Origin of the sequence: Porphyrobacter sp. CACIAM 03H1, from assembly GCF_002215495.1 — a bacterium.
GTDB lineage: Bacteria > Pseudomonadota > Alphaproteobacteria > Sphingomonadales > Sphingomonadaceae > Erythrobacter.
This window is the reverse complement of sequence record NZ_CP021378.1, coordinates 849,284-874,054: the sequence shown is the minus strand read 5'-3', so window position 1 is coordinate 874,054 and position 24,771 is coordinate 849,284. Positions and strand designations below refer to the sequence as shown.

24 protein-coding genes, 1 tRNA gene and 2 pseudogenes are annotated in these 24,771 nt (G+C 66.9%); 8 read left to right on the top strand and 19 right to left on the bottom strand.

Features of this window, described 5'->3' with window-relative positions:
• Positions 1 to 4: 4 nt before the first annotated feature.
• Positions 5 to 1,531, bottom strand: a complete 1,527-nt coding sequence (locus tag CBR61_RS04255) for an acetyl-CoA acetyltransferase (RefSeq protein WP_088913237.1) — start codon at positions 1,529 to 1,531, stop codon at positions 5 to 7.
• A gap of 11 nt (positions 1,532 to 1,542) precedes the next feature.
• Positions 1,543 to 2,811, bottom strand: coding sequence for an acetyl-CoA C-acetyltransferase (locus CBR61_RS04250; RefSeq protein ID WP_088913236.1), 1,269 nt, complete (start codon positions 2,809 to 2,811; stop codon positions 1,543 to 1,545).
• Between the two features lie 118 nt (positions 2,812 to 2,929).
• Between CBR61_RS04250 and CBR61_RS04245 the strand changes: the two genes are divergently transcribed.
• Positions 2,930 to 3,703: a crotonase/enoyl-CoA hydratase family protein gene (locus CBR61_RS04245; protein ID WP_233996850.1), complete on the top strand. Its 774-nt coding sequence runs from the start codon at positions 2,930 to 2,932 to the stop codon at positions 3,701 to 3,703.
• 38 nt (positions 3,704 to 3,741) lie between these two features.
• A complete protein-coding gene (locus CBR61_RS04240; protein WP_088913234.1) occupies positions 3,742 to 4,905 on the top strand; it encodes an acyl-CoA dehydrogenase family protein in 1,164 nt (387 codons plus the stop codon).
• A 150-nt stretch (positions 4,906 to 5,055) separates the two neighbouring features.
• Here the strand turns inward: CBR61_RS04240 and CBR61_RS04235 are convergent, their stop codons facing one another.
• Positions 5,056 to 7,632, bottom strand: a complete 2,577-nt coding sequence (locus CBR61_RS04235) for a TonB-dependent receptor (RefSeq protein ID WP_233996848.1) — start codon at positions 7,630 to 7,632, stop codon at positions 5,056 to 5,058.
• A gap of 306 nt (positions 7,633 to 7,938) precedes the next feature.
• Here CBR61_RS04235 and CBR61_RS04230 point away from each other — a divergent pair, with 306 nt between their 5' ends.
• The 4 genes and pseudogenes from CBR61_RS04230 to CBR61_RS04215 all read left to right on the top strand — a co-directional run bounded on the left by CBR61_RS04230 (position 7,939) and on the right by CBR61_RS04215 (position 12,218).
• Complete coding sequence (locus CBR61_RS04230; RefSeq protein WP_088913233.1) at positions 7,939 to 9,447, top strand: flavin-containing monooxygenase; 1,509 nt, start codon at positions 7,939 to 7,941, stop codon at positions 9,445 to 9,447.
• A 59-nt stretch (positions 9,448 to 9,506) separates the two neighbouring features.
• Positions 9,507 to 10,269, top strand: a pseudogene (locus CBR61_RS04225) (competence/damage-inducible protein A).
• A 55-nt stretch (positions 10,270 to 10,324) separates the two neighbouring features.
• Positions 10,325 to 11,305 (top strand): polysaccharide deacetylase family protein, encoded by a 981-nt coding sequence (locus CBR61_RS04220; protein WP_088913232.1) that lies wholly within the window; start codon positions 10,325 to 10,327, stop codon positions 11,303 to 11,305.
• Between the two features lie 13 nt (positions 11,306 to 11,318).
• On the top strand, positions 11,319 to 12,218 hold the full coding sequence (locus tag CBR61_RS04215; protein WP_088913231.1) for a GNAT family N-acetyltransferase: 900 nt from the start codon (positions 11,319 to 11,321) through the stop codon (positions 12,216 to 12,218).
• Here the strand turns inward: CBR61_RS04215 and CBR61_RS04210 are convergent.
• The 9 genes from CBR61_RS04210 to CBR61_RS04170 form a co-directional block, all read right to left on the bottom strand.
• The gene (locus tag CBR61_RS04210; protein WP_088913230.1) at positions 12,177 to 12,494 is read right to left on the bottom strand and encodes a hypothetical protein; all 318 of its coding nucleotides are present in this window, start codon (positions 12,492 to 12,494) and stop codon (positions 12,177 to 12,179) included. The two genes, CBR61_RS04215 and CBR61_RS04210, sit on opposite strands and share 42 nt — an antisense overlap.
• 125 nt (positions 12,495 to 12,619) lie before the next feature.
• On the bottom strand, positions 12,620 to 12,835 hold the full coding sequence (locus tag CBR61_RS04205; protein ID WP_088913229.1) for a hypothetical protein: 216 nt from the start codon (positions 12,833 to 12,835) through the stop codon (positions 12,620 to 12,622).
• 143 nt (positions 12,836 to 12,978) lie between these two features.
• Positions 12,979 to 13,671: a 50S ribosomal protein L1 gene (gene rplA, locus CBR61_RS04200; protein WP_088913228.1), complete on the bottom strand. Its 693-nt coding sequence runs from the start codon at positions 13,669 to 13,671 to the stop codon at positions 12,979 to 12,981.
• A 4-nt stretch (positions 13,672 to 13,675) separates the two neighbouring features.
• Positions 13,676 to 14,107: a 50S ribosomal protein L11 gene (gene rplK, locus CBR61_RS04195; RefSeq protein ID WP_088913227.1), complete on the bottom strand. Its 432-nt coding sequence runs from the start codon at positions 14,105 to 14,107 to the stop codon at positions 13,676 to 13,678.
• 724 nt (positions 14,108 to 14,831) lie between these two features.
• Entirely contained in the window at positions 14,832 to 15,638 is an 807-nt protein-coding gene (locus tag CBR61_RS04190) for a hypothetical protein (RefSeq protein WP_157696487.1), read from the bottom strand.
• A gap of 558 nt (positions 15,639 to 16,196) precedes the next feature.
• Entirely contained in the window at positions 16,197 to 16,382 is a 186-nt protein-coding gene (locus tag CBR61_RS04185) for a hypothetical protein (RefSeq protein WP_088913225.1), read from the bottom strand.
• 127 nt (positions 16,383 to 16,509) lie between these two features.
• Positions 16,510 to 17,046: a transcription termination/antitermination protein NusG gene (nusG, locus tag CBR61_RS04180; protein WP_088913224.1), complete on the bottom strand. Its 537-nt coding sequence runs from the start codon at positions 17,044 to 17,046 to the stop codon at positions 16,510 to 16,512.
• Between the two features lie 56 nt (positions 17,047 to 17,102).
• Positions 17,103 to 17,345 carry a preprotein translocase subunit SecE gene (gene secE, locus CBR61_RS04175; RefSeq protein WP_088913223.1) on the bottom strand — a complete coding sequence of 81 codons (243 nt, stop codon included), beginning with the start codon at positions 17,343 to 17,345 and terminating at the stop codon, positions 17,103 to 17,105.
• A gap of 190 nt (positions 17,346 to 17,535) precedes the next feature.
• Positions 17,536 to 17,611, bottom strand: a tRNA-Trp gene (locus CBR61_RS04170).
• Positions 17,612 to 17,705: 94 nt separating this feature from the next.
• Between CBR61_RS04170 and aat the strand changes: the two genes are divergently transcribed.
• Entirely contained in the window at positions 17,706 to 18,533 is an 828-nt protein-coding gene (gene aat / locus CBR61_RS04165; RefSeq protein ID WP_088913222.1) for a leucyl/phenylalanyl-tRNA--protein transferase, read from the top strand.
• A gap of 35 nt (positions 18,534 to 18,568) precedes the next feature.
• Here aat and CBR61_RS04160 read toward each other — a convergent pair.
• From CBR61_RS04160 to CBR61_RS04145, 4 genes and pseudogenes are all read right to left on the bottom strand, one after another.
• Positions 18,569 to 18,805: pseudogene (locus CBR61_RS04160) on the bottom strand (DUF2155 domain-containing protein); the annotation flags it as partial.
• 167 nt (positions 18,806 to 18,972) lie between these two features.
• On the bottom strand, positions 18,973 to 19,404 hold the full coding sequence (locus CBR61_RS04155; protein WP_088913221.1) for an NADH:ubiquinone oxidoreductase subunit NDUFA12: 432 nt from the start codon (positions 19,402 to 19,404) through the stop codon (positions 18,973 to 18,975).
• A 44-nt stretch (positions 19,405 to 19,448) separates the two neighbouring features.
• On the bottom strand, positions 19,449 to 19,967 hold the full coding sequence (locus tag CBR61_RS04150; protein ID WP_088913220.1) for a DUF192 domain-containing protein: 519 nt from the start codon (positions 19,965 to 19,967) through the stop codon (positions 19,449 to 19,451).
• A complete protein-coding gene (locus tag CBR61_RS04145; RefSeq protein WP_088913219.1) occupies positions 19,961 to 20,623 on the bottom strand; it encodes a regulatory protein RecX in 663 nt (220 codons plus the stop codon). The genes CBR61_RS04150 and CBR61_RS04145 overlap by 7 nt, the downstream gene beginning before the upstream one ends.
• Before the next feature lie 143 nt (positions 20,624 to 20,766).
• On the opposite strand from CBR61_RS04145, the gene CBR61_RS04140 reads away from it, so the two are divergent.
• Positions 20,767 to 22,500: a fatty acyl-AMP ligase gene (locus CBR61_RS04140; RefSeq protein ID WP_088913218.1), complete on the top strand. Its 1,734-nt coding sequence runs from the start codon at positions 20,767 to 20,769 to the stop codon at positions 22,498 to 22,500.
• A gap of 42 nt (positions 22,501 to 22,542) precedes the next feature.
• On the opposite strand, the gene CBR61_RS16975 is transcribed toward CBR61_RS04140, so the two are convergent.
• From CBR61_RS16975 to CBR61_RS04130, 3 genes are all read right to left on the bottom strand, one after another.
• Positions 22,543 to 22,719: a hypothetical protein gene (locus tag CBR61_RS16975; protein ID WP_172835913.1), complete on the bottom strand. Its 177-nt coding sequence runs from the start codon at positions 22,717 to 22,719 to the stop codon at positions 22,543 to 22,545.
• Positions 22,720 to 22,749: 30 nt separating this feature from the next.
• Positions 22,750 to 23,106 (bottom strand): DUF4440 domain-containing protein, encoded by a 357-nt coding sequence (locus tag CBR61_RS04135; RefSeq protein WP_088913217.1) that lies wholly within the window; start codon positions 23,104 to 23,106, stop codon positions 22,750 to 22,752.
• A 125-nt stretch (positions 23,107 to 23,231) separates the two neighbouring features.
• Positions 23,232 to 24,731, bottom strand: coding sequence for a TIGR00341 family protein (locus CBR61_RS04130; RefSeq protein ID WP_088913216.1), 1,500 nt, complete (start codon positions 24,729 to 24,731; stop codon positions 23,232 to 23,234).
• Positions 24,732 to 24,771 lie beyond the last annotated feature (40 nt).

Below are 24,771 nucleotides of genomic sequence, written 5' to 3'. Positions count from 1 at the left end.
GGGATTACGCCACCCGCCCCAAAGTCCGCCCGCGTTCGTCCTGCGTCAGCGACAGCCGCTTGCCGAAGGGCTCGCCGCTCTCGAAGACCTCGGCGGTGGCGACATCGGTCAGGTCGGCATTGCCCACCACCCGCTCGCCCGCGTCCGAGCGGCCGATGAAGATCGCCTCGGCGCCCTTGGGACCGCGGTTGATGGTGTAGGTCTCGACCGTCGCGGCATCTATCGGGCCTTTCGCCAGCGGCACCTTGTCGGTCGCCTTGGGGAGCACGGCGAAGCGGTCATTCGCTGACCAGTCGGCAGGTTCGGTCGAGTAGATGCCGGTCGCATATTTGCTCATCCACCCGCCATTCGCGCCCACCAGCGCGAAGGAGCCGCGATCGGCGCGCACCCGCTGCACGGCTTCCGCGATGGCATGGGCCGAGTAGTTGTTCCCGGCCCCGCCGAAGAAGGGGAGTCCCCCCGTCAGCGTCAGCCCGCGCGGGTCATCCGCCGAAAGGCCGAAGTGGTCGCACTGGTTGAACACGGGGATCGCGAAGCAGGAATAGAAGTCGAGGTAGCGGATGTCGCCGATCCCCTTCCCCGCGCGCGCCAAGGCCGCATCGACGCTGGCAAGGCTCGCCGGATTGCCCGCCAGATCGGGCCGCTGCGAGAGCTTCAGCTCGGTCGCGGCGGTCACCGCGTGGATATGCACCCACTTGTCCTCGGGCACGCCCAATTCGCGGGCCAGCCCGGCGCTCGCGACGATCACCGCCGCCGCCTGGTTCACCTGATCGCGGGCGACCGTCATGCGCGGATAGGGTTCCGCCACGATCCGGTTGCGGTCGGTGACGGTGGCGAGTTCCTCCGCGGTGCGCTCCACCGGCGCGGCCGAATGCGGGTTGGCAGCGGCAACCTTGGTGAAGGGCGCGAACAGCCTGCCGATTTCCAGCCGGTATTCCTCCAGCCCCATGCCCAGCCGGTGGCGCCGCGCGTTCTCCGCCAGCGCATAGAGCGGGATCGCCCCGCTCGCTCCGTGCATGAACAGCACGGGTTCGAGCAGTTCCTCGACCCCGAAGCCCTGATCCTCGAAGTCGCCGCCGATTTCTTCCGACCAATCGGGAATCTCGCCCTTGGCGGTGAGCGCCAGCACGGTCGAAATCGCCTCGCTGCCGACGATGACCGCACAAGCACTGTCGCCCGCCGCAATCGCGCTCGCAAACTCGCCCACCAATTGCTGGTTGGTCTGACCGCCGGTGGTGGTGAGGATCGCCCGCTTCGGATCAGCCCCGACCCGCTTGGCAATCGCGCGCGGCACATTGTCCGCCGCGCCGAAGGGCGGCTTGCGGTCAGGCCGCGACATTTCGAAGGCGCGGATCGCGGCGAGGGTGTCGATCGCGCCCGCGACCGACCCACTCGCCCCGCTATCCGCAATCGCTGCCCCCAGCGCCCGTCCGGCAAGGTCCATGTAGGACAGGGCTTCGTAACCGGGCTCTCCGACCCGTTCCGAATACTGCCCGACCCCGATGATGACGGGCGTGTTGTCAGCGATCATGCGCGTGTCTCTCAGTCGACGAAGCCGTCCACGCGCTCGACGATGATCGCCGGGGCCATGCCGCCCGCCGCGCACATCGTCACGAGGCCATAACGCCCGCCGCGACGCTCCAGCTCGTCGACCACGGTGCCGATCAGGATCGAACCCGTGGCGCCGATCGGGTGCCCGAGCGCGATCGAGCCGCCGTTGACGTTGACCTTGTCCCAATCGAGTTCGAGATCGCGCACGAACTTGGCGGCGACCACGGCGAAAGCCTCGTTGATTTCGTAGAGGTCGATATCGTCCTTGGTGAGGCCCGCCTTGGCCAGCACCTTCTTCGCCGCAGGCACGGGGGCGTTGAGCATCAGCGTGGGATCATCGCCCATGTTGGCGGTGGCGACGATGCGGGCGCGGGGCTTGAGGCCGTGCTTTTGCGCGTAGTCCTTCGAGGTGATCAGCACGGCGGCCGCGCCGTCGACCACGCCCGAGGAGTTGCCCGCATGGTGGAAGTGCTTGATCTCGAGATCGGGATACTTCTGGTTGATGAGCTTGCGGAAGGTCGTGCCCTGCTCGTCCAGCGGAACATCGGCGATCTTGGGGAAGGCCGGCTCCAGCTTGGCGAGGTCTTCCATCGTGGTCTGCGGGCGCGGATATTCCTCGCGGTCGAGCAGCACCGTGCCGTCATCGGCCACCACCGGCACCACCGACTTGGCGAAGCGCCCTTCGGCGATTGCCTCGGCCGCGCGCTGCTGCGAGCGGTAGCCGACTTCGTCCAGTTCCTCGCGGGTGAAGCCTTCCATCGAGGCAATCGCATCGCCGCAGATGCCCTGGTGCGATTGCGGGTGCACCTTCTGGAGCCGCTCGTTGTAGCTGCCCATCATCGGCGGCTTGATCCCGGCGCGCATCTTCTCCTGGCTCATCGCGGCGGTGAGGCTCATCATCTCGGTCCCGCCGGCGACGACGCAATCCTCCATCCCGCTCATCACCTGCGCGGCTGCCAGCGCGACGCTGGTGATGCCGCCGCCGCAGAAGCGATCGAGCGTGGTGCCGGACGAGGTGATGTCGTAGCCCGCATCGAGCGCGGCCATGCGGCCCATGTCGCCCGCCTGCATCCCGTCCTGCGTGCTCACCGACCAGATCACGTCGTCGACCGTCGCCGTGTCGAGATTGTTGCGCTCCTTGATCGCCTTCAGAACGGTGGCGGCAAGGTGCTGCGGGTGGCACGCGGCGAGCGCGCCCTTGCCCTGCTTGCCGATCCCGCGCGGGGTGCGCACTGCGTCGATGATATAGGCTTCGGCCATGGGAGACTCCTCTCTCGTTCTAGCGAAAATGCGGTTGACGCGTCCGTAAACCGACTGCACCAGTGGCACAAGAATTGCGTTTCGAAACGCAATGGCAAATTCGATAGGAGAGAGCCCCGTGAGCGACACCGCTGCCCCCGAAGTGCTGACCGAAGTCGAGGACGGCGTCCTCATCGTCACCATCAACCGCCCTGAAGCCAAGAACGCCATGACCAAGGCCGCCTCCGAGGCGATCGCGGCGGCGATGGACCGGCTCGACGCGGAAGACGACCTGCGGGTCGGCATCCTCACCGGCGCGGGCGGGACCTTCTGTTCGGGCATGGACCTCAAGGGCTTCCTGCGCGGCGAATCCCCCTCCGTTCCGGGCCGCGGCTTCGGCGGCGTGGTGCAGGCTCCGCCGCAGAAGCCGCTGATCGCTGCGGTCGAGGGCTATGCGCTGGCCGGGGGCCTCGAGCTGATGATCGCCTGCGATCTCGTGGTCGCCAACGCCAATGCCAAGTTCGGCATCCCCGAAGTGAAGCGCGGCCTCGTCGCGGCCGCCGGGGGCGTGATGATGCTCCCCGACCAGATTCCCGAGCGGATCGCGATGGAACTGGCGCTGACCGGCGACTTCATCGACGCGGCCCGCGCCTACCAGCTCGGCCTCATCAACGAGGTGACCGAGGGCAGCGCGCTCGAGGGTGCCAAGGCGCTCGCCGCGCGGATCGCGGCGAACGGCCCGCTGGCGGTGAAGGTGTCGAAGCAGGTTCTGAAGCAGTCGCGCGGGTGGGCGATGGAAGATCGCTACGCCAAGCAGGGCGAGCTGATCGGCCCCGTCTTCGTCAGCCACGACGCCCGCGAGGGCGCGGCGGCCTTCGCCGAGAAGCGCAAGCCCAACTGGACCGGCAAGTAAGCGCCAGCCTTCAGGGATCAGGAGAGAGAGGAACCACCATGCCCGTCATCGACGTGCCCCAGCCCGCCTTCATGGAAGACGAGGAAATCGCCATTTTCGCCGACGCGGTCGGCAAGTTCTATGCCCAACACGCGCCCCAGAAGCGAGTCGAGAAGTGGCGCGAGGACGGGATGGTGGAACGCGAGTTCTGGCGCGAGGCGGGTGCCGCCGGCCTGCTCGGCGTGTCGGTGCCGACCGAATATGGCGGCCACGGCGGCGACTTCCGCCACGACATGGTGGTGATCTCCAAGCAGGGCGAATACGGCGTCGACGGCTTCGGCGCCTCGCTCCACAACACCATCATCCTGCCCTACCTCGTGCGCCACGGCACCGAGGAGCAGAAGCAGAAATACCTCCCCCGCCTCGTCTCCGGCGATCTCGTCAGCGCGATCGCCATGAGCGAGCCTGATGCCGGTTCGGACTTGCAGTCGATCAAGACCACCGCACTCAAGGACGGCAACGGCTACCGCCTCAACGGATCCAAGACCTGGATCTCGAACGGCCAGCTCGCCGACTTCATCATCGTCGTCGCCAAGACCGATCCGAACGAGGGCGCCAAGGGCATCTCGCTGCTGCTGCTGGAAACCGAGGGCGCGGAAGGCTTCACCCGCGGGCGCAAGCTCGACAAGATCGGGCTCGACGCGCAGGACACCTCGGAACTGTTCTTCGACAACGTCTTCGTGCCGGCCGACAACCTGCTCGGCGGGATCGAGGGGCGCGGCTTCTACCAGCTGATGGGCGAGCTGCCGCAGGAACGCCTGGTGATCGCGATGGGCGCGATCGCCGGGATCGAGAAGGCGCTCGACGTGACGGTCGAATACGTCAAGAACCGCAAGGCCTTCGGCAAGACGATCTGGGATTTCCAGAATACCCAGTTCACCCTCGCGGACCTCAAGGCGCGCGGGACGGCGGCGCGGGTTTTCGTCAACGACTGCATCGCCAAGCTGCTTGAAGGCAAGCTCGACGTGGCGACCGCGAGCATGGCGAAGTACTGGGTGACCGAGCTGCAATCGGAAGTGGTCGACAAGTGCCTCCAGTTCCACGGCGGCGCGGGCTACATCAACGATTACGCCATCGCCCGCATGTACCGCGACACCCGCATCGCCCGCATCTACGGCGGATCGAACGAGATCATGAAGATGCTCATAGCCCGCAGCATGTAAGGCAGCATCAGATTGACGAACTGCGAAGGCGGCCCTGCAAGGGGCCGCCTTTTCAATGTCCGGCAACTGAGAGAGAAAAGGAAAGGGCGGCTCGCTCCGCGCGAACCGCCCCCTCTCCCGCTCCTTTTCGGAGCTAACTGTCGAGCGCGCTCAGAACTTCGCGCGCAGCGTGACGCCGTACTGGCGCGGCGGCAGGGTGAAGGCCGAGCGCGAGTTGGCCGCGCCCGAGCCGCGCAGCGTGGTGTTGAAGGTCACCCCGCGCACCACCTCGTCGGTCAGGTTGTTGACCCAGCCTTCGATCGCATAGGCACCGTCGGCAAAGCGCAGGCCGGCGCGCAGGTTCACGAAGGCCTTGCCGTCCTGCACGTCAGCGATGATCAGCGGCTGGGCCGCGGCCGCGGCGATGACCGTCGCCTGCGACGAGCCTGCCGCCACCGTCGGCGGGACAATCGCCTGAGTCGAGGTGCGCTGGTCGCTCTCCATGCGGACCTGGCCGGTGATGAAGAATTCCGCCGAATCGCTGATCGGCTTCTCCCACATCGCCCCCGCCAGCGCGACCACCTGCGGCGCGTTGGTCAGGTCATAGCCGCACAGCGACACCACCTGCGGCGCGGTCTGGTTGCCGGCGCAGTCCTTCGGATAGCTCGCCTCGAGGAAGGTCGCGGCGAGGTTGAAGGTCAGCTCGTCGTTGGGCCGGATAAGGCTTTCGATTTCCACACCCCGGGTCTCGGCAATCGGCACGTTGAAGGTGGCGAAGGCCGTGCCGGTGAACTCGAGCACCTGGAAGTTGGTGAACTCCTCGTAGAAGGCCGCGATGTTGAGCGTCAGCGCGCCGTTCGGGGTCTGACCCTTGACGCCCAGTTCCCAGGCATCGACCTCTTCCGACAGGAAGGTCGGATCGGCCCCGCCCACCGCTGCGGTGGTGTCGAGGTTGATCCCGCCCGCCTTGTAGCCGTGGGTGAAGCTCGCATAGGAGGTCACGAAGGGGCTGAACTCGTAGCCGAGCTTGATAGTGTAGATCAGCTCCTCGTCCTTGAAGTTGGACTGGAAGGTGCGCGGCAGCGGCAGGACGGCGGCCTGCGGCAGGCTGGCGGGCGCGGTGAAGCCGAAGCAGCCCAGCGCCACGAAGGTCGGCCGCAGCGCCGCGGGCACCACCGCCGGACCGGTGCCGGCGCCGATCGCGTTGAGCGTTGCCGGACAGATCTGGTTGTTCACCGCGGTCTGGGTGAACCCGCCCGACTTGTCTTCCCACGAATAGCGCGCGCCGAGGGTCAGCTCGAGCCCGTCGGTGATCTCCAGCGAGTTGTGCGTGAAGATCGCGTAGCTCTTGGCGTCCTGCTGGAAGCGGTTGGTGTTGGTCGTGCCGGCCGGATCGCGGCCGGTGAACACGGTCAGCGGGTTCGGCCCGAGCGCCCCACCGGTGGCCGGGAACAGCAACGCGCCCACGTTCTCGCCGTAGTCCTGCCCGAGCGCGAAGCTGACCGACTGGTCGATCTGCTCGTCGGAATAGAACCCGCCGATCATATAGTTGAGCTTGCCCTCGAAGGTCTCCCCCTGGAGCCGCAGTTCCGCGGTCCAGTTGTCGATCTCGAGGTCGAGACCCGGCACGTTGAAGATGTCGAGCCCGGTGAAGTCGGAATCGTAACGCTCGAAGCTCTGGTACTTGCGGTAGGAGCCGATGAAGATGAGGTCGGCGTTGTCGGAGACCGGGAATTCGAGTTCGCCGGTCACGCCGTAGTTGTCGATATCGGCCTGGGGCGCGAAGTTGGCCGAGACGATGCGGTTGTCCATCGCCCGCTCGAAGGCGGCATTGTCGCGCGGGGCGGGGCTGACGAAGGGCTGGCCGTTGCCGCCGTTCGCCCCCAGCCCGACCGCGGCGTAGGCTCCGCCAGTCACCAGCGGGGTCTGGTAGAGCTCGATCGCGCCGCAGCAGCTCGACTGGCTCTTCGAGTAGTCGGCGATGATGCGCCCGCGCAGGCCGCTTTCGGTATCCCAGCCGATCTGGCCGCGCACCAGCCACTGGTCGACATCGTTGGTGTCGCCGACCTCGCGGCCGGTGCGGTCGACCACCGTAAGGAAGCCGTCACGCTGACGGAAGGCACCGGTGAGGCGCACCGCGACGGTGTCCTTCACGATCGGCAGGTTGACCGCGCCCTGCAGGCTGACTTCGTCGAAATTGCCGTATTCGGCGTTCACGAAGCCGCCGAACTCGGTCACGTCGGGCCGGGCGTTGGTGATGTTGAGCGCGCCTGCCGAGGTGTTGCGGCCGAACAGCGTGCCCTGCGGGCCGCGCAGCACTTCGACGCGTTCCACGTCGACGAATTCGCTGAGCGCCACGCCCGGACGGGCCTGGTAGGCGCCGTCGATGAAGATGCCGACCGCGCTTTCGAAGCCGATGTTGTTCGAGGTCGTCCCGATACCGCGCACGCGCAGCACCACCGAGCCCGAGGCGAGCTGCGCCTGGCTGGCGGTGAACGAGGGCGCGAGGGCCGAGATCTGCTGGATGTTGACGACGCGCTGCGCCTCGAGCTGCTGCGGCGCGATGGCTGTCACCGCGAGCGGAATGTCCTGCACGTCCTGCGCGCGCCGGGTCGCGGTCACGATGATGACGTTATCGGCGTTGCGGGTGGCCTGGGCGTCGGTATCCTCGTCCTGGGCAAAGGCGGGGGTGGTCAATGCGCTGCAGGCCATCAGGCCGCAGGCGAAGGTTGCGAACTTGCGCGTCATGGCTGTCCTCTCTCCACATTCCAGCCGGTCTTGTTGCCGGTCTTGGCTTGTGGAGAGGAAACTATCAGCGCCGCGCCGCCTAACAAGAGTCATAGCCAACTTATGATAGACAGTAGCAAAAATGCCACATCCCCTGTTGCAGCGCAGCAATGATGCGATGGCAGGCGCTGTAAAGACAAGAATCTTGCCCCCGGTCCGGACCGGTGACGTCCGGCGGATGGTCGGTTGCAATTTGCCATTCAAGACTCGCTTTTGCCCGAGGCCTGTGGTTACATCGGTGTCAACAAGGGAGAGAGAGGCCCCGTCATGCTTGCATCACCACCCGATTTCGACGTCCTGATCGTCGGCGCCGGCATTTCCGGCATCGGCATGGCCGCGCACATGGAGATGAAGGCCCCGCACCACAGCTATTGCATCGTAGAGCGGCGCGACAATCTCGGCGGCACCTGGGACCTGTTCCGCTATCCCGGCATCCGCTCGGACAGCGACATGCACACGCTGGGCTTCGATTTCGAGCCCTGGCGGCACGAGAAGTCGATCGCCGATGCCCCCGCGATCCTCGAATATCTCGACCGGATCGTCGACGAGCGCGGCATCCGCCCGCACATCCGCTTCGGCCACAAGGTGATCAGCGCCGATTTCCGCCACGACGAGGCGCGCTGGCACGTCGAGATGGAGAAGGCCGACGGTTCGCGCACCCGCATGACCGCGAACTTCCTCTACCTCGGCGCAGGCTATTACGACTACGACGAGCCCTATGATCCGGGCTTCGATTTCGGCGAGTTCGACGGTCAGGTGCTGCACCCGCAGTTCTGGCCCGACGATCTCGACTACAAGGGCAAGAACGTGGTGGTGATCGGATCGGGGGCGACCGCGGTGACCATCGTCCCCTCGATGGCGCGCGAGGCGGGGCACGTGACCATGCTCCAGCGCACGCCGACGTGGATGTTCACCCGGCCGGCAAAGGACGCCATCGCCAACTTCCTGCGCGCCATCCTGCCCGAAAAGCTCGCGTACCGGATCACCCGGTTCAAGAACATCAAGATGCAGGACTTCAGCTTCAAGCTGGCGCGCGATAACCCGCAGAAGGTGAAGGACGCGCTCTACAAGAAGATCGAGAAGGCGCTCGGCAAGGATTACGACAAATCAGCCTTCACCCCGCCCTACAACCCGTGGGAACAGCGCCTGTGCCTCGTGCCAGACGAGGACCTGTTCCGCGCGATGAAGGCGGGCAAGGCGAGCGTCGTCACCGGCCATATCGCGAAGTTCGAGAAGGGCGGCGTGCGGCTGACCGACGGGCAATTCCTGCCTGCCGACATCGTCGTCACCGCGACCGGCCTGAAGCTGGCGGTCGCCGGCAAGATCGCGGTCAGCGTCGACGGCGAGCCGGTGCAGTTCAACGAGCGGTTCTACTACAAGGGCTGCATGTTCTCGAACCTGCCCAACCTTGCGGTGGTGTTCGGCTATCTCAACGCCAGCTGGACCCTGCGGGCCGACATCAATTCGGACTACGTGTGCCGCGTGCTCGAGCATATGCGCGCGACCGGCACGGCGATCGCCACCCCGGTGCTGACCCCCGAGGGTGAGGCCGCGATCATCGAGGACGACGTGTTCGATTTTTCGAGCGGCTACATCCAGCGCGGCAAGCACATCATGCCGAGGAACTCGGTCAGCTATCCCTGGCGGCTCAACCAGGAATACGTGATCGACAGGAAGCGCATGAAGGAGGATCCGCTCACCGACGGGATCCTCACCTTCACCAAGCCGGGCGCGAACGCGCAGCGCGGCGAGGAGCAGCTCGAAGCGGCGGAATAAGGGCGAAAGGCGGGCGGTAATCTCTTCCGATTGCGCCCGCCTTGGCCTAACCACAGCCCATGACCTCTCCCGACAAGATCTGGACCGCCGGGCTCATCGTCATCGGCGACGAAATCCTCTCCGGCCGCACGCAGGACAAGAACATCGCACAGGTCGCCAGCTGGTTGCAGGTGCAGGGCATCCGCCTTGCCGAGGTGCGGGTGGTGCCGGACGTGGAGAGCCGGATCGTCGAGGCGGTCAACGCGCTGCGGGCCGCCTACGACTACCTGTTCACCACCGGCGGAATCGGGCCGACCCATGACGACATCACCGTCGATGCGGTCGCCGCCGCGCTCGGCGTGCCGGTGGTGATCCACCCCCGAGGCCCGCGCGCTGCTCGAGAGGTATTACGAAACCCGCGGCGGCCTCAATGAAGGGCGCCTGCGCATGGCCCGGGTGCCCGAGGGTTCGGAGCTGATCCCCAACCGCATGTCCGGCGCGCCCGGCATCCGGCGCGGCAACCTGTTCCTGATGGCGGGCGTGCCCCACATCACCGCCGGAATGCTCGACGCGCTCACCGGCCAGCTCGAAGGCGGCGCGCCGCTGCTGTCCGAAACGATCGGCTGCTGGGTCGCCGAAAGCGAGGTCGCCGCGCTGCTGCGCGAGGTCGAGGCCGCGCACGAGGGTTGCCAGATCGGCTCCTACCCCTTCTTCCGCGAAGGGCGGGTGGGGGCGAATTTCGTGGTCCGCTCGACCTCGGCCGAGGCGCTGAGAAGCTGCTGCGACAGCCTGACCGGCGGGCTCGCCACCCACGGCCACGACTTCACCCCCGGCGGGATCTGACCGGCAGGAAACATCATCACCTCGCTTTAACCCTTGGCTGCTATGCCAGCCTTGCATGACCCGCGTGTTCATCACCATCGACACCGAGTATTCCTCGGGTCTCTATACCGGGCCGGGCACGGTCGACCGGGCGGACAATTACGCCCGCTCGATCGCCTGCATCACGCCGGAAGGTCCTGCGGGCATCACTCACAAGCTGCAATTGCTGGCCCAATACGGTCAGAAGGCGGTGTTCTTCGTCGACCCGATGCCTGCGCTGGTGTGGGGCGTTGCCGCGATCGAGGACATCGTCGGGCCGATCCTCGAGGCCGGGCAGGACGTGCAGCTCCACTGCCACACCGAATGGCTGGCCATCGCCGGAAGCGCCAATCCGCTGCCCTCGAAGGCGACCGGCCATAACCTCGCCGATTTCCCCTTCGAGGAGCAATGCGCGATCCTCGACTATGCCCGCGCCACGCTGATCGCCGCCGGAGCCCCTGCCCCGGTCGCCTTCCGCGCGGGCAATTACGGCGCCGACGACAACACGCTGCGCGCGCTCGCGGCGAACGGGATCGACTACGATTCGAGCCACTGCCCCGCCCTCGTGGGCGCGAGCGCCTGCGCGATCAGCCTCGGCAGCGAGGACCGCGATCCGGTCGGCCACATGGGGGTGATCGAGGTGCCGGTCGGCAGCATCGGCACGATGGGCGGCGGCTTGCGCCATGCCCAGATCACCGCGCTGACGCTGGGCGAGATGCTCGGCGCGATCCGCCATGCCCGCGACAGCGACCGCGACAGCTTCACGCTCGTGAGCCATTCCTTCGAGCTCATCAACCGCCGCAAGCTGGCGGTGAACCACATCGTGCGCCGCCGCTTCGGCGGGCTCGTCAAGACGCTCGCGACCATGCGCGGCGTGACGACCGGCACCTATGCCCACACTCCGCCCGTCCTGCGCCTCACCGGCGCGAGCGCGCAGCCGCTCCCGGCGAGCGCGATGCGCACCGGGCGGCGGCTGGCCGAGCAGCTGGTCTCCAACACGCTCTACGGCGCGCTCTGAAGGGGCAGCCGGCATGGCCAGCGCGGCAATCGACTTCACCCTCGGCTCGCGCCGCCTGCTGAGCGTGCCGCGCAGTCTATCGACCTGGGCCTTCAGCCTCGAGGACGTGCTGGCCGGCGCCCTGCCCGATGCCCCGCCTAGCGGGCGCGACGGGGTACGGGTGCTCTCAGCCCCGACCGCAAGCCTCGCCGCCGTCACCGCGCGCTATCCGGGCTTCATCGCCGGCGGCCGGCAGGATTACCGCCGCCACTTCATCGACATGGGGCAGGATTTCGAGGCCTACATGGGCCGGTTCTCGGGAAAGACCCGCTCGACCCTGCGGCGCAAGGCGAGGAAGCTGGCCGAGGAAGCGGGCGGCTACACCGTCACCGAACACCGCACCCCTGCCGAGATCGCGGCCTTCCTCGCCGCCGCCCTGCCGCTCTCGGCGCGCACCTATCAGGCGCGGCTGCTCGATGCCGGGCTGCCGGGCGACGAGCCTGCGCGCCGGGCGATGATGGAGGCGGCGGAGGCGGGGCTGATGCGCGCCTTCCTGCTCCATGCGGGCGGCGCGCCGGTCGCCTACCTGTCCCTGCCGGTCGCGGGCGAGACGCTGGTCTATGCCCACCTCGGCTACGATCCCGACTGGGCGCGGCTTTCGGTCGGCACGGTGCTGCAGATGGATGCGCTCGAACGGCTGTTCGCGGAAAGGCGCTTCCGCTGGTTCGACTTCACCGAGGGGGACGGGGCGCACAAGGAAATGTTCGGAACGCATTCGGCGGCGTGCTCGAGCCTCGTGCTGCTCGAGCCGACGCTCGCCAACCGCACCCTGCTCGGCGCGCGGGCAGGATTCGACGCAGGGGTAGCGGGCGCCAAGGCGCTCGCCGAGCAGTCAGGGGCGCTGGGCCGGATCCGCGCCCTGCTGCGCGCCTGAGCGCGCAAAGTCGCGCGCTGCCGCCATGCGCCGCAGGTTCTCCTGCTGGCGCGCCCGCTCGACCGGCACCATCCGCACCGAGGGCGTACCGCTGAGCGAGCCGTAGCGCAGCGCGATGTAGAGCCAGATCACGGTCACGACCGCCAGCAGCGAACCCGCTGCAAGGCCGAGTCGCAGATCGTAACTGAGCAGCAGCCCGTCAGCCGCGAGCGCTACCCCTGCGACAAGCCACTTGAGCGACAGCCATCCGGCCAGACGTTCGGAAGGAACAGGCATGGTGCGAACCTCTTTCACGGCGCGCGGGCGGGGAAGGGGAGAGGTTCCGCGCGACCGTGAAAGAAGATGGTGCAATCGGGAAGAAACGCAAGGGGTCAAACGACCCATGACGCCCGGTCGCCGGCCTACTTGTCGCCGCGCGCGCGTTCCTCGCGCTGGTGGCGGGTGGCCTCCTCCGACCGGCGCCGGTTCGCGCGGCTGTCGCCCCGGTTGTAGAGCCAGCCGGCCAGCAGCACGCCGAACAGCAGCGCCGCGCCGATCGGCGGGGCGATGAACGAATCGGTGAGGTAGGTCGCAAGGACCGTGGCGAGCAGGATGAGAACGATGGCGGCTTTCAGCATGGGGCGCTCCTTCGCAGGGGCTACCCCCTCCGCGGGGCCGATGATCCGCCACCGGTCGCCTTTCCCCCGCCGCCCGACGCAAAAGGGGCCGGAAGCGCGGCTTCCGACCCCTTTTCGTATTCAGCAGTTCGGCAGGAGAGGGCTTACGCGCCTTCCACTTCCGACAGGTCGACCTTGAGGCCCGGGCCCATCGACGAGGTCAGCGAGACCTTGCGGACATACTTGCCCTTGGCGCCCGAGGGCTTGGACTTCACGACGGCTTCGGTCAGCGCCTTGAAGTTGGCCTTCAGCGCGTCATCGGAGAAGCTCAGCTTGCCGATGCCCGAGTGGATAATGCCCTGCTTCTCGACGCGGAACTCGACCTGACCGGCCTTGGCGTCCTTGACGGCCTGGGCGACGTTCGGGGTCACGGTGCCGAGCTTCGGGTTCGGCATCAGGCCCTTGGGACCAAGCACCTTGCCCAGACGACCCACCACGCCCATCATGTCGGGCGAGGCGATCACGCGGTCATAGTCGAGGTTGCCGGCCATCATGTCTTCCATGAGGTCCTCCGCACCGACCTTGTCGGCACCGGCGGCCAGCGCCTTCTCGGCATTGTCGCCGCGCGCGAAGACCGCGACCTTCACGTCCTTGCCGGTGCCCGAGGGCAGCGACACCATGCCGCGCACCATCTGGTCGGCGTGACGCGGGTCGACGCCGAGGTTCATGGCGACTTCGACGGTCTCGTCGAACTTGCCCTTGAACTGGCGCAGCACGCCCAGCGCTTCCTCGATGGTGTAGAGCTTCTCGCGGTCGAGCGAGGCCAGCACCTTGGCCTTCTTCGTGATCTTGCCCATGGTCTTAGCCCTCCACCACTTCGAGGCCCATCGAGCGGGCGCTGCCGGCGATGATCTTCATCGCCTGTTCGATGTCGTTCGCGTTAAGATCGACCATCTTGGCTTCGGCGATCTCGCGGATCTGCGAGCTCTTGATGGTTCCGGCCGAGACCTTGCCCGGCTCCTTCGAGCCCGACTTGAGGTTGGCGGCCTTCTTGATGAAGTAGGTCGCCGGCGCGGTCTTGGTGACGAAGGTGAAGGAACGGTCACCGTAGACGGTGATGACCGTCGGGATCGGCATGCCCTTTTCCATTTCCTGCGTGGCGGCGTTGAACGCCTTGCAGAATTCCATGATGTTCACGCCGCGCTGACCCAGCGCCGGGCCGATCGGCGGCGAGGGGGTTGCAGAGCCCGCGGGCACCTGCAGCTTGATATAGCCTTCGATTTTCTTGGCCATGAGGCCTTGCTCCTGTTCGCACTCTTGCCGCGCTGCTTCCAGCCCGGCTCATGTTAAGCGGTCGAACGCCCCTGCCTTGTGCATGGCGAGGGCTCCCGCACGGAATCACCCGGAGCCGAAGCCCGAGCGAAGGCGCGCGCCTAGGCGCAAGCCGGGAAAAAAGCAACCCGCCTGTGGCGGCAGCGCAGCCCAAGCGGACAAAGCGGACACCCTGTCCGCTTTGTGGCACCGCTATTTCCCTAGCACTTTCAGACGCTACCACCCGAATCCGCCAAGCGGACGGACAGGGAAGCGGGGCCTTGTTTCGCGCCCCGGGCATCGGGCGGCCTCGCAGGCCGGGCACAAGGATGGGAAAGAACCGGGGCGCATCGTAGCGGCTGCCAGAGGTGTAGGAAATGCCGCGACCCGTCCCCCGCTCGTCGCCCGTGCTCGACAAGGGGCTTGGCTGCCCTCCCTTCGCGCGCAGAGGAAGAAAAGCCTGACCCCCGATCAAGTCCGGGGCGACGATCGAGGGATGGCGGCTTCAACCCCGTTCCGGCCAGAACCTGCCTTTCGGCTAGCGACCCCATATCGGACTCACGCTTTGCGGTTGAGAAGTGGCCGCAACGGGCAGATTATTGACCGTCCTCTTTTGGTGACAAATCGGTAAAAACTGCCGTAGGGTCGCGGACCCTTCATCAACTGATCATAGGTTCGAGGTCTAGTGCTTCCACAATGTACACCATTATGATCGCTTAGGTTTTTTGACCGGTTTGGCAGCGCGAGCTGCGGGGCTTTTCGCACTTCGGGTAACGCTGGGGGTAACTGATGCCTTTGCAGCCTCGGGCTGCAAATAGGAGCACATGTCGAGCATGGCCCCCGCGACAGCCTCCAGATAGGTTTCTACCATCTTACTGCGCCGCTTCACGCGAGCGGCCCATTCAGCCGAGGAACGGCGGTAGCCTCTGTTGGCCACATCCCTCCAGCCAGGGCCTACCTTGTCGCTGTAGCCCATGATCAGGGCCAGCCCGATGCCGTGTATGGCGCCATCATCAAATCGCTCATGGTGATGGATGCTGTTGCGGGCTCTCAGCTCCTGATCAAAATCCTTGGCAAAACTCTTCAAAACAGGGCCTGTGTTAATGGTGCCTTCTATGGTCGCATCCACAGCATTGAGGCAGCGCTTTAGTCGCTCTTTGAATTCATAAAAGCGATTGAAATACATCTCGCACATGTTGCGTATGTGATCCTCCTTGCTCACTGGTAGGTGAGCAAAGGGGTAGCGCCGGAAATAGAATTCGCACTGTTGCAGGGTGTAAAAGGATTGAGCCAGGCTTAGGTAAGCCAATATGGCCTCATGCTGGCGATTAATCTCAGCTGTGAATTGGAATTCCCCTGGGAGGTCATCATCCCTTATCGGGAAACCCTCCACCAGCGACAGCACTGCTCCCACCTTTTTCCTCTGCCACTCCCGAAAGCCAGGATAGCTATCAAGTGCTTTGATCCAAACACCGATTGCGTCCAGCAGCTCTGATTGCTTTGATTTGTCCATGCACCGTCACCATCGTTTAAGCGGGGCGCGGATTCAACTTTGGAATAAAGATGGGCAGCAAGCGAAAAGCATGGCTGCCCCAACCAGAGCGGGACGGTAGGGGCCAATACCCACCGCAAATTTTGCGAAGGCAGCTGGAGCAGCCTGATGCCGTTGGTATCGAGCAAGCGTCAGCTTTTAGGGCAGCGAACCAACAAGCCGAACGGCTGGGAATGGCGCGCGAAACTGTCGCTGGCGAGCGAAGAAACGGATGACCGATTTCCACCCACTTGCCGCCATTCGCGCAGCTTAACGGCACTCCCGAAAGCGGACGCTTGGCGCGCTTTCCTACCGGGGTGCTTGCCGCTAGCCTCGGGCGGTTCTTTCGCGTTGTCGATGCCGCGCGCCATCGCCGCTCAGGGCTGTCTGGCTCCCCGATCAGGCGGAGAAAACGCAAAACACAGTGTCAACTTCGGTTTTGCCGAGCAAGCCGATGAAACAGCTATGGAATTCCCGTAGGAAACCGAAGTTTACAGTGTCAACTTTGTAAACTTCGCCGGTCCGGGAGGCGGGGCGGGGTCAGGGCCGCTCATCCGCGACGCGCGGGACGCGCAGGCCCTTGGTGCGGCTGGTGAGGTGGAAGCGGCGGCACAGCGCGCACTTGTAGGCGCGCAAGGGTGTGTCGGCCGCAACCGCAACCGCCTCGGCCGCCTCACGCGTGTCGAAGCGGCGCTTCTTCTGGCAGATGCCGGGACGGGTCTTCACACCTGCACCCTGCCCGTCCTGCGTCCGTTCGCCTCGAGCGCAGTCGAGAGGCCTCGGCGTGCCGGTGTCTCGACTGCGCTCGACACGAACGGAAGGGGCAAAGCCAAGCGGGCAGGCCGCAGGCCCCTCACTTCACCAGTTCGACTTCCTCGAAGCCCAGTTCCACCGGGGTCGCGCGGCCGAAGATCGAGACCGAGACCTTGACCTTCTGCTTGTCGAAATCGAGCTCTTCCACGATCCCGTTGAAGCTCGCGAAGGGCCCGGCGTTGACCTTGACCGAATCGCCGATCTCGTAATCGACGCTGATGTCGCGCTTGGGCGCGGCCTTGGCCTCTTCCACCCCGCCGAAATAGCGCGCGGCCTCGCGTTCGGAGATCGGCTGCGGCTTGTTGCCTGAGCCGAGGAAGCCGGTGACCTTGGGGGTGTTCTTGACGAGGTGGTAGATGTCGTCGGTCATGTTCAGCTTGGCGAGCACGTAGCCGGGCATGAACTTGCGTTCGACCTGGACCTTCTTGCCGCGCTTCACCTCGGTCACGGTCTCGGTCGGGACCTGCACTTCCTCGACGCCTTCACTGAGGCCGAGGCGTTCGGCCTCGGCGATGATCGCGTCGCGCACCTTGTTCTCGAAACCGGAGTAAGCGTGGATGATGTACCAGCGGGCCATGGGTCGTCCTTGGAAAATGGGTCTGACGGGCAGGGAATCGGGAGGCGCGGCTCGGCCTACTGCAGCAGGCCGATCAGCGCGCGCACGATCGCACCGAAGGCGCTGTCGATGCCGAGGAAGAACAGCGAGAGGATCAGCATGAAGATGAACACGAAGATCGCCGTGCGCACCGTCTCCTCGCGGGTCGGCCAGACGATCTTGTTCGTCTCGGCCTTGACCTGGTTGAAGAACTCGGCGGGCGAGGTCTTGCGCTTCTTCTCTTCGGCCCCGTCCTTGGGGGCGATCATCTTGTCGGCCATGCAGCCTCGTTCCTTCGCGTAATGCCTTCTCGTCTCGTCCGGCCGGCTTTCAGGTAGGGCTCCGCGCCGCCCGGGACAAGGTCGCCGGAGGGGCTGGATGATCTGCCGATGTCGGAAAGACGCCGACGCCCTTACGCGCACGGGGCCGCGATTGCAAGAGAGCGGCGGGCGGACGGCGATGGCGGGAAAATGGCAGGGGTGACAGGATTCGAACCCGTGGCCCTCGGTTTTGGAGACCGATGCTCTACCAGCTGAGCTACACCCCTGCAGCACGTTGGAGCGCGCCCCTTAGCCAAGGCATCCGGGATAGGCAATCCTCTTTGCCTCGCGGGGGGCGGCCATGTATTGTGCGCTGCAACCATGCACGCGCCCAGCCGCCCTCCCATCCCCGTCGAGACCCTTCTGCTCGCCTATCGCAGCGGGATCTTCCCGATGGCCGACCGGCGCGAGGATCCGGAGGTGTTCTGGGTCGAGCCGCGCGAGCGGGCGATCATTCCGCTCGAGGGGCTGCACCTGTCGAAGTCGTTGAAGAAGGTGATCCGCGCGGACCGTTTCACGGTGACGGTCGACCGCGCCTTCGAACAGGTGATCCGCGCCTGCGCCGAGCCGCGCCCCGACCATCCCGAGACCTGGATCAGCGAACGCATCGTCCAGTCCTATCTCGGCCTCCACCGCGCCGGGCATGCCCATTCGGTGGAGTGCTGGCAGGAGGGCGCGGGCGGGGAACCCGAGCTGGTCGGCGGGCTCTACGGCGTCAGCTTCGACCGGGTGTTCTGCGGCGAATCCATGTTCAGCCGGGTGCCCGATGCGAGCAAGGTCGCGCTCGCCTGGCTGGTGGCGCTGATGCGGCGCGCGGGGATGGTGCTGCTCGACTGCCAGTTCATGACCGAGCACCTGCGTTCGATGGGCGCACGCGAACTGTCGCAGGCGGATTACCGGCGGCTGGTCGAACGCGCGCAGGGGCAGCCGCCCGCCAGCCTCGGCATGGCGTGGCGCGCCTTTGCCGGGGGCTATGTCGCAGGCGGCGCGGGAGCCGGAACGGCGGGAGCAGGGGCAGCGGGCGTCGCCGCAGCCGAGGGCGAGGCCGAGGCACCGGCGGCCGGACGGCCGGAGGCTTCGGCCTTGGGCGAGGCGGGGCCCTCCTCGCCCGGGAAGCTCATCGTGCAATCCTTGACCCAGACATCGTAGATCGGGTGCTCGACGACATTGAGGCTCGGGCTTTCAAGGAACATCCAGCCCGAGAACACGCGGCGGTGCTGCGCCGCGCCCCGCTCGCGGATGTCGACCTGCACGAAGGCGCCGGTCTGCTGCGGCATCTCCCAGGGCGCGGTGCGCTCGCAGGCGGAGACGCGCACGATCACCGGTCCCACCTCGCGCGCCTCGCCGGGCTTGAGGCGGAGCTCTTCGGACACGTTGTTGCGCTTGTTGAGCAGGCCGAGCACCGCGACGCGCTCGTTCATCGGGGTCGCGCCGTAATCATTGGCGGGCGCAGCCGTGGCGGCGGCCGCAGGCGCGGGCGTCGCATCCTCGAGCGGGACCTTGACCGCCTCGCCCTCGGGCGCGGCGAAATAGTCGCACGCCGCAAGGCACAGCGGCAGGACGAGGACAAAGGCCCGCACGCGGTGCCTCAGCTGTCCGCGGCGCCGGGGGTCCAGGCCTCGTAATCGCCGACGGCGCGCGCACGCTGGCCGCCACGCTCGAGCGCACCCTGCGGGCGATAGGCGGCCGCGGTGCCGGTGGCGTTGGGGGTGTAGTCCACCTCCCACACCTTGGGCGGCGGCAGGTGGCTTTCGGGCACCTCGTCATAGGTGCCGTGGAGCCAGCCATGCCATTCGGACGGCACGCGGCTGGCATCGTTGGCGCCGTTGTAGATCACCCAGCGCTTTTCGCGGCTGGTGTAGGAGCCGTCGTTCGGCCCCGCTGCCTTGGGGCGAGCGCGGTAATACTTGTTGCCGGCGGCATCGGTGCCGACGTGCTCGCCCTTGGCGCGGCTCGCCCAGAGGTGGGTGCCGATGGTGGCACCGTCCCACCAGGTGAAGATCTTCATCAGGATTCCCATGGAGGCGCGCCTAGCCGAATTGGCGGGGAGCGCCAAGGGGGAGATCACCGGGGCAGGCTGTAACTCACCTTGTCGCCCGGCACGATCCCCAGTTCCTTCGCCCGACCGGCGCGCAGTTCCAGCACCGCGCTCGCCAGCCCCTTCGAGGTCACCGAATCGAGCGAATAGGGCACGGTGTTCGCCGCGATGTTGGCGATCCGCCCGTCCGGCCCGATGAAGATGATGTCGAGCGACAGGGGCGTGTTCTTCATCCAGAAGCTGCGCGTCTCGGGCACGGCGGAGGGGAAGATCATCCCCTCGTTGTCGCCGAGCTGGGTGCGGAACATCAGCCCGCGCGCCTGGGCCTCGGGCGTGTCGGCAAGCTCAACCCGGAAGGGCAGCCGCTTGCCCCCGCGCTCCACGGTGAGGTCGATCACCCGAAGCCCCGAGACAGGGTGGCGCGCGGCGGCGGTGGCGGCGGGCGGCGCTGGGCTCTGCGCAGTCGCAGTCGCGCCCCCGCCGGGGGAACAGGCAGCAAGCGTTCCCAGCGTCAGCCCCGCTGCGGCCAGAATGTGCCTCACCATTGCCCTTCGATCCCTTCATCATCGCCCGCCTCGGCGAGCCATTCCTCGACATCCTCGATCCGCGCGGCGGCGAGGATGGCCTTCACATGCTCGTACTGGTGGCCTGCGCGCAGCATTGCTGCAACGGCTTTTTCGCGGGCCTTGCCTGCCACGAGCGGATCGGCCTCGTCCTCCGCCCTGCCGAAGGGGCCGAGCCGGCGCTTCCTCGCCATCAGCACCGCGGCGTGGCGGCTCGCCGCCTCGCCCGGAGCATGGGCGGCACGCAATGCATCGCCGACCCCGGCATGGCGCAGGCTCTCCTCCACACGCCGCGCGCCGTAGCCCCGCGCCCCCAGATCGCGGGCGCGCATCCGGGCATAGGCATCGTCATCGACATAGCCCAGTTCCGCCAGCCGGGCGACGAGCGCGGGGAGATCGGGATCGATGGTCCGCCCGTCGGAATCCTCGGCCAGGCCGCGTTCCCTGATCTTGCGCGAAAGATAGGCCTCGAGCCGCGCCCCCGTGGACGCGAAGCGGGCGGCGTAATGCAGCGCAAGGTCGCGCAAATTCGCCTCGGTGAGCGGGGGTTTGGCCCGCCGCTCGCCCCGCCGCCGGACGCGGCGATCCTCCCCGGCATCACGACCGGTCGATGACGAATTCGCTTTACCTGAAACCATTTCGCCTTATTCGTGCCACTTTCCTTATCAAATGCGAACTCTGGAAGACGCCGGACTATGCCCGGCGACACGGGGTTATGCCAGAGCGCGGAAGGGGTGCCACCATGAACCGCGCCGCAACTGACGGGTATCGCTGAAAAACCATGACCGACGCCGCCCTGACGCCGACGCCGAACGATTGCGACCTGCCGCGAATCCGTGCGCAATTCGCAACCTTCAACGAAGCGATCGACTATGCCGCGCAGAGCCTGAAGGGGCTCAACTTCCACGACATGCGTGGCGAACTGGCGCGCGTCTACCCCTATACGACCATGCGCGAAGATGCATTGGTCATGGCACGCAGGCTGGTCGCGGCGGGGATCGGCAAGGAGGACCGCGTCGCCCTCATCGCCGAGACCGGCGCGGAGTTCGCCGCGCTGTTCTGCGCCTGCGTCTATGCCGGCGCCTGGCCGGTGCCGCTGCCGCTGCCGACCACCTTCGGGGGCAAGGACAACTACATCGACCAGCTGGCGATCCAGCTGATGAGCTCCGATCCCAAGCTTCTCCTCTACCCCGAGGAGATCGCCGAGATGGCCGCCGCCGCCGCGGCCCGGCAGGGCTGCGCCGCCGAAAGCTGGCAGGACTTCGCCCGCCGCGAGGCTCCCGAGGTCACCCTGCCCGAGGCCAGCCCAGACGACATCTGCTACCTCCAGTATTCCTCCGGCTCGACCCGCTTCCCGACCGGCGTCGCCGTGACCCACCGGGCGCTGCTGCACAATCTCTACGGCCACGCCGAGACGATGAACCTCGGCACCAACGACCGCTGCGTCAGCTGGCTGCCGTGGTATCACGACATGGGCCTCGTCGGCTGCCTGCTCTCGCTGATCGCCAACCAGGTTTCGGGCGACTACCTCAAGCCCGATGCCTTCGCCCGCCGCCCGCTGGCGTGGCTCGACATGATCAGCCGCAACCCGGGCAACACGCTCTCCTATTCCCCCACCTTCGGTTACGACATCTGCGCGCGCCGCATCTCGAGCCAGAGCCACGTCGCCGAACGTTTCGACCTGTCGCGCTGGCGGATCGCGGGCAACGGCGCGGACATGATCCGCCCGGACGTGATGCAGAACTTCGTCAACGCCTTCGCCGAGGCAGGCTTCAAGGCGGCGAGCTTCACCCCCTCCTACGGCCTTGCCGAGGCGGTGCTCGCGGTGACGGTGATGCCGCCGGGCGAGGGCATCCGGGTCGAGCTGGTCGAGGAAGAGCGCCTCTCGGGCGCCCCGCGCGATCTCTCCCGCCCGGCGCGCTACCGGGCGATCGTCAATTGCGGCAAGCCGCTCCCGGACATGGAAGTCGCGATCCGGGGCGAGGACGGCACGACGAAGGGCGATCACCAGATCGGCAAGGTGTGGTGCCGCGGCCCCTCCGTCATGCATTCCTACTTCCGCAACGAGGAAGCCACGGCCGACTGCCTGGCTGACGGCTGGCTCGACACCGGCGACATGGGCTACACCGCCAAGGGCTACCTGTTCATCGTCGGCCGGGCGAAGGACATGATCATCATCAACGGCAAGAACCACTGGCCGCAGGACATCGAGTGGGCCGTGGAGCAGCTTCCCGGCTTCAACCACGGCGACATTGCCGCCTTCGCCATCGAGATGGAGAACGGCGAGGAAGCGCCCGCGGTGCTGGTCCACTGCAAGGTCTCCGACCCCGAGGAGCGCATCCGCCTGCGCGACCAGATCGCCGACAAGGTGCGCTCGGTCACCGGCATGAGCTGCATCGTCGAACTCGTGCCTCCGCGCACCCTGCCCCGCACTTCGTCGGGCAAGCTCAGCCGCGCCAAGGCGAAGAAGCTCTACCTCGCGGGCGAGATCGTCCCGATCCAGCTGGCGGCCTGAGACGATTCAAGGCTGAACCTCCGGGCCCCGTCAGCGGGCCCGTCAGATCTTCTCGGGCGGGGCCTCGTCGGGACCGCGACCGGGCTCGTCAATATCGGGCGGGGTCGGCTCGGTTTCGGGCGGCGGCGACCTGTAGGGTTCGGCAGGTTGCGGCGGCGCCTCCTCGGGCGGGGCAGCGGGCTCGACGGTGTCGGGCTCAGTCGGCGGGATGGTGGCCACGATCGTATCTCCTCGAGATCGGCATAGGGTTCAGCCGGCGGTGAGCGGCACGGTCTGCTGGTGCTGCACCACCCGCCATTCGTCATGGGCCAGCCTGCGGATGGTGCTGGTGCAGAACGCGACATAGCTGCGGTCGGAACGCTTCGCCTCGGCCCTGTAGGACAGGACGATCAGCCCCTCCTGGGGACGCACGACCTGCTCCTCGCTGAAGGTCACTTCCGACCAGCGCGGTGTGTCCTCGACGGCGGCGATCGCCTGCTCGGCCGTGAAGACATAGGGCTGTGCCGGCAGGACCATCAGGCATTCGTCGTCGATCAGCGCCTCGTAGGTCTCGGGACCACCGGTCCAAAGGCTCCGTTCGAACTCCCACACCCGCGCATCTTCCATGGCTCGACTCCTTCCGGCTGCGCTGGGGTAGCGCCCGCGCCGGCGATCGTTCCGCAGCGGTGTGCGCGATCGGGACGACCGGTGCCTGGCATCCCGCCAACAGAGCAGGCGGACCGGCGGGCGGGCTAGTCCGCCTCCTCCGCCCAGCTTGCGCGCAAGGGGGCCGCGCCCGCGCGGGTTTCTGCGGCGACGCCTGCCTCGCGCAGCACTTCGGCGGCTGCCTCGGCGCTTTCGGCGGGGCCGGTGAGCACCACCGCACGGCCCAGCCGCTGCGCCGCCCAGCCGGTCAGCGCCAGCGCGCGGGCGCCCGCCTCGGTCGGCGCGCCCTCGGCGAAGGCGATCGCGTCCGGAAGGGCGGCGGTCGGCGGGACCAGTTCGATCCGCCATTCGGGTTCGCTCGCGGCGATGCGCGCCTCGAGCGCGCGGTAGGTCGCAAGGCTCGCCCCCTCCAGCCGCTTCGCCCGCACCAGCGCGCGGCGGCGGGCGTTGTCGATCAGGACCTCGCCCGGCCCCACCCCCGCAGCCAGCGCCAGCCGCGCCGTCAGCGCCTCGGCGCGCGAGGTTGCGGCGCGCTCATCGCGTTCGCGGGCGGCGGAAAGCTGCGCCCGCTCGGCGGCGGTGGCATTGGTGCCGACCTCGTATTGCACCAGATCGAGCTTGACCGGCTCGTCCAGCCGCTCGGCCAGCGCGCGCTCCACCCGCGTCTCGACCCCGGGCTGCAGCAGCGGCGTGAAGATCACCGCATGGACCCCCACCGGGGCGGCGGCGAAATCGATCTCCAGGAGATCGAGCTGCGAGCGGTCGTCGAACTGCGCACGGATCTCGCTGCGCACGATGCGCTGGGCGTTGGCCTCCCACGCGATCCGCTGGAGCGAGAAGCCGAGCGGCACGGCCAGCGCGATGAACACCGCCACCACCATGAAGTTCTGCACCTGCGACTGGCCCTTCGACAGGTTGGCGCGGAAGCCGTAGAGCTTGGCCATGCCGAAGGCGGTGAGCGCGATGGTGATGAAGTTGGTCACGAACAGCAGCAGCGCGCCGGAGAACACCGTCCAGTTCCAGGTGGCAAGGCCGTAGCCGACCACCGCGAGCGGCGGCATCAGCGCAGTGGCGATGGCGACGCCGACGATCGCCCCCTCGCGCCCGCGGATCATGGCATAGGCCCCGGCGAGCGCCGAGAACAGCGCCACGAACAGGTCGAACAAGTTGGGCCGGGTGCGGGCCGCGATCTCGCTGGTGACGGCCTGTATGGGCGAGACGAACACCAGCACCGCGCACAGCAGCACCGCCATCACGCTGCCGATCACCAGCGTGCGCAGGCATTGCTTGAGCCAGTCCCAGTCCCCGATCGCGAGCGCGAAGCCGAGGCCCATGATCGGCCCCATCAGCGGCGAGAGCAGCATCGCCCCGATCACCACCGCCGGCGAGGACAGCAGCAGGCCGAGGATCGCGATGGCGCCGCTCATCGCGGTCATGAACAGGTAGTGTTCGGACAGCTGGCCGTCCTCGCGGCGGCGCTCGGTCACCTCGGCCTGGTCGACGCGGCCGATGACGTGCACGGTCCACCATTCACGCACCGCGGCGAGCACACCGCCGAGCGGGGCCTGATCGGTGGTCTCGTTCATTGTCGGGCCCCTCGCATTTTGCCTGCCTTGCCCGCAACCT

Excerpts from the sequence above, each read along its gene's own strand:
- CBR61_RS04205 (WP_088913229.1), bottom strand. The coding sequence starts at position 12,835 with ATGCTGAAAGCCGCCATCGTTCTCATCCTGCTCGCCACGGTCCTTGCG.
- aat (WP_088913222.1), top strand. The coding sequence starts at position 17,706 with ATGCACGCGCCCAGCCGCCCTCCCATCCCCGTCGAGACCCTTCTGCTC.
- secE (WP_088913223.1), bottom strand. The coding sequence starts at position 17,345 with ATGGCCGACAAGATGATCGCCCCCAAGGACGGGGCCGAAGAGAAGAAG.
- CBR61_RS04130 (WP_088913216.1), bottom strand. The coding sequence starts at position 24,731 with ATGAACGAGACCACCGATCAGGCCCCGCTCGGCGGTGTGCTCGCCGCG.
- CBR61_RS04240 (WP_088913234.1), top strand. The coding sequence starts at position 3,742 with ATGCCCGTCATCGACGTGCCCCAGCCCGCCTTCATGGAAGACGAGGAA.
- CBR61_RS04155 (WP_088913221.1), bottom strand. The coding sequence starts at position 19,404 with ATGGGAATCCTGATGAAGATCTTCACCTGGTGGGACGGTGCCACCATC.
- CBR61_RS04210 (WP_088913230.1), bottom strand. The coding sequence starts at position 12,494 with ATGCCTGTTCCTTCCGAACGTCTGGCCGGATGGCTGTCGCTCAAGTGG.
- CBR61_RS04220 (WP_088913232.1), top strand. The coding sequence starts at position 10,325 with ATGACCCGCGTGTTCATCACCATCGACACCGAGTATTCCTCGGGTCTC.
- CBR61_RS04135 (WP_088913217.1), bottom strand. The coding sequence starts at position 23,106 with ATGGAAGATGCGCGGGTGTGGGAGTTCGAACGGAGCCTTTGGACCGGT.
- CBR61_RS04190 (WP_157696487.1), bottom strand. The coding sequence starts at position 15,638 with ATGGACAAATCAAAGCAATCAGAGCTGCTGGACGCAATCGGTGTTTGG.
- rplK (WP_088913227.1), bottom strand. The coding sequence starts at position 14,107 with ATGGCCAAGAAAATCGAAGGCTATATCAAGCTGCAGGTGCCCGCGGGC.
- rplA (WP_088913228.1), bottom strand. The coding sequence starts at position 13,671 with ATGGGCAAGATCACGAAGAAGGCCAAGGTGCTGGCCTCGCTCGACCGC.
- CBR61_RS04140 (WP_088913218.1), top strand. The coding sequence starts at position 20,767 with ATGACCGACGCCGCCCTGACGCCGACGCCGAACGATTGCGACCTGCCG.
- CBR61_RS04150 (WP_088913220.1), bottom strand. The coding sequence starts at position 19,967 with ATGGTGAGGCACATTCTGGCCGCAGCGGGGCTGACGCTGGGAACGCTT.
- CBR61_RS04145 (WP_088913219.1), bottom strand. The coding sequence starts at position 20,623 with ATGGTTTCAGGTAAAGCGAATTCGTCATCGACCGGTCGTGATGCCGGG.
- CBR61_RS04235 (WP_233996848.1), bottom strand. The coding sequence starts at position 7,632 with ATGACGCGCAAGTTCGCAACCTTCGCCTGCGGCCTGATGGCCTGCAGC.
- nusG (WP_088913224.1), bottom strand. The coding sequence starts at position 17,046 with ATGGCCCGCTGGTACATCATCCACGCTTACTCCGGTTTCGAGAACAAG.
- CBR61_RS04230 (WP_088913233.1), top strand. The coding sequence starts at position 7,939 with ATGCTTGCATCACCACCCGATTTCGACGTCCTGATCGTCGGCGCCGGC.
- CBR61_RS04215 (WP_088913231.1), top strand. The coding sequence starts at position 11,319 with ATGGCCAGCGCGGCAATCGACTTCACCCTCGGCTCGCGCCGCCTGCTG.
- CBR61_RS04250 (WP_088913236.1), bottom strand. The coding sequence starts at position 2,811 with ATGGCCGAAGCCTATATCATCGACGCAGTGCGCACCCCGCGCGGGATC.
- CBR61_RS04255 (WP_088913237.1), bottom strand. The coding sequence starts at position 1,531 with ATGATCGCTGACAACACGCCCGTCATCATCGGGGTCGGGCAGTATTCG.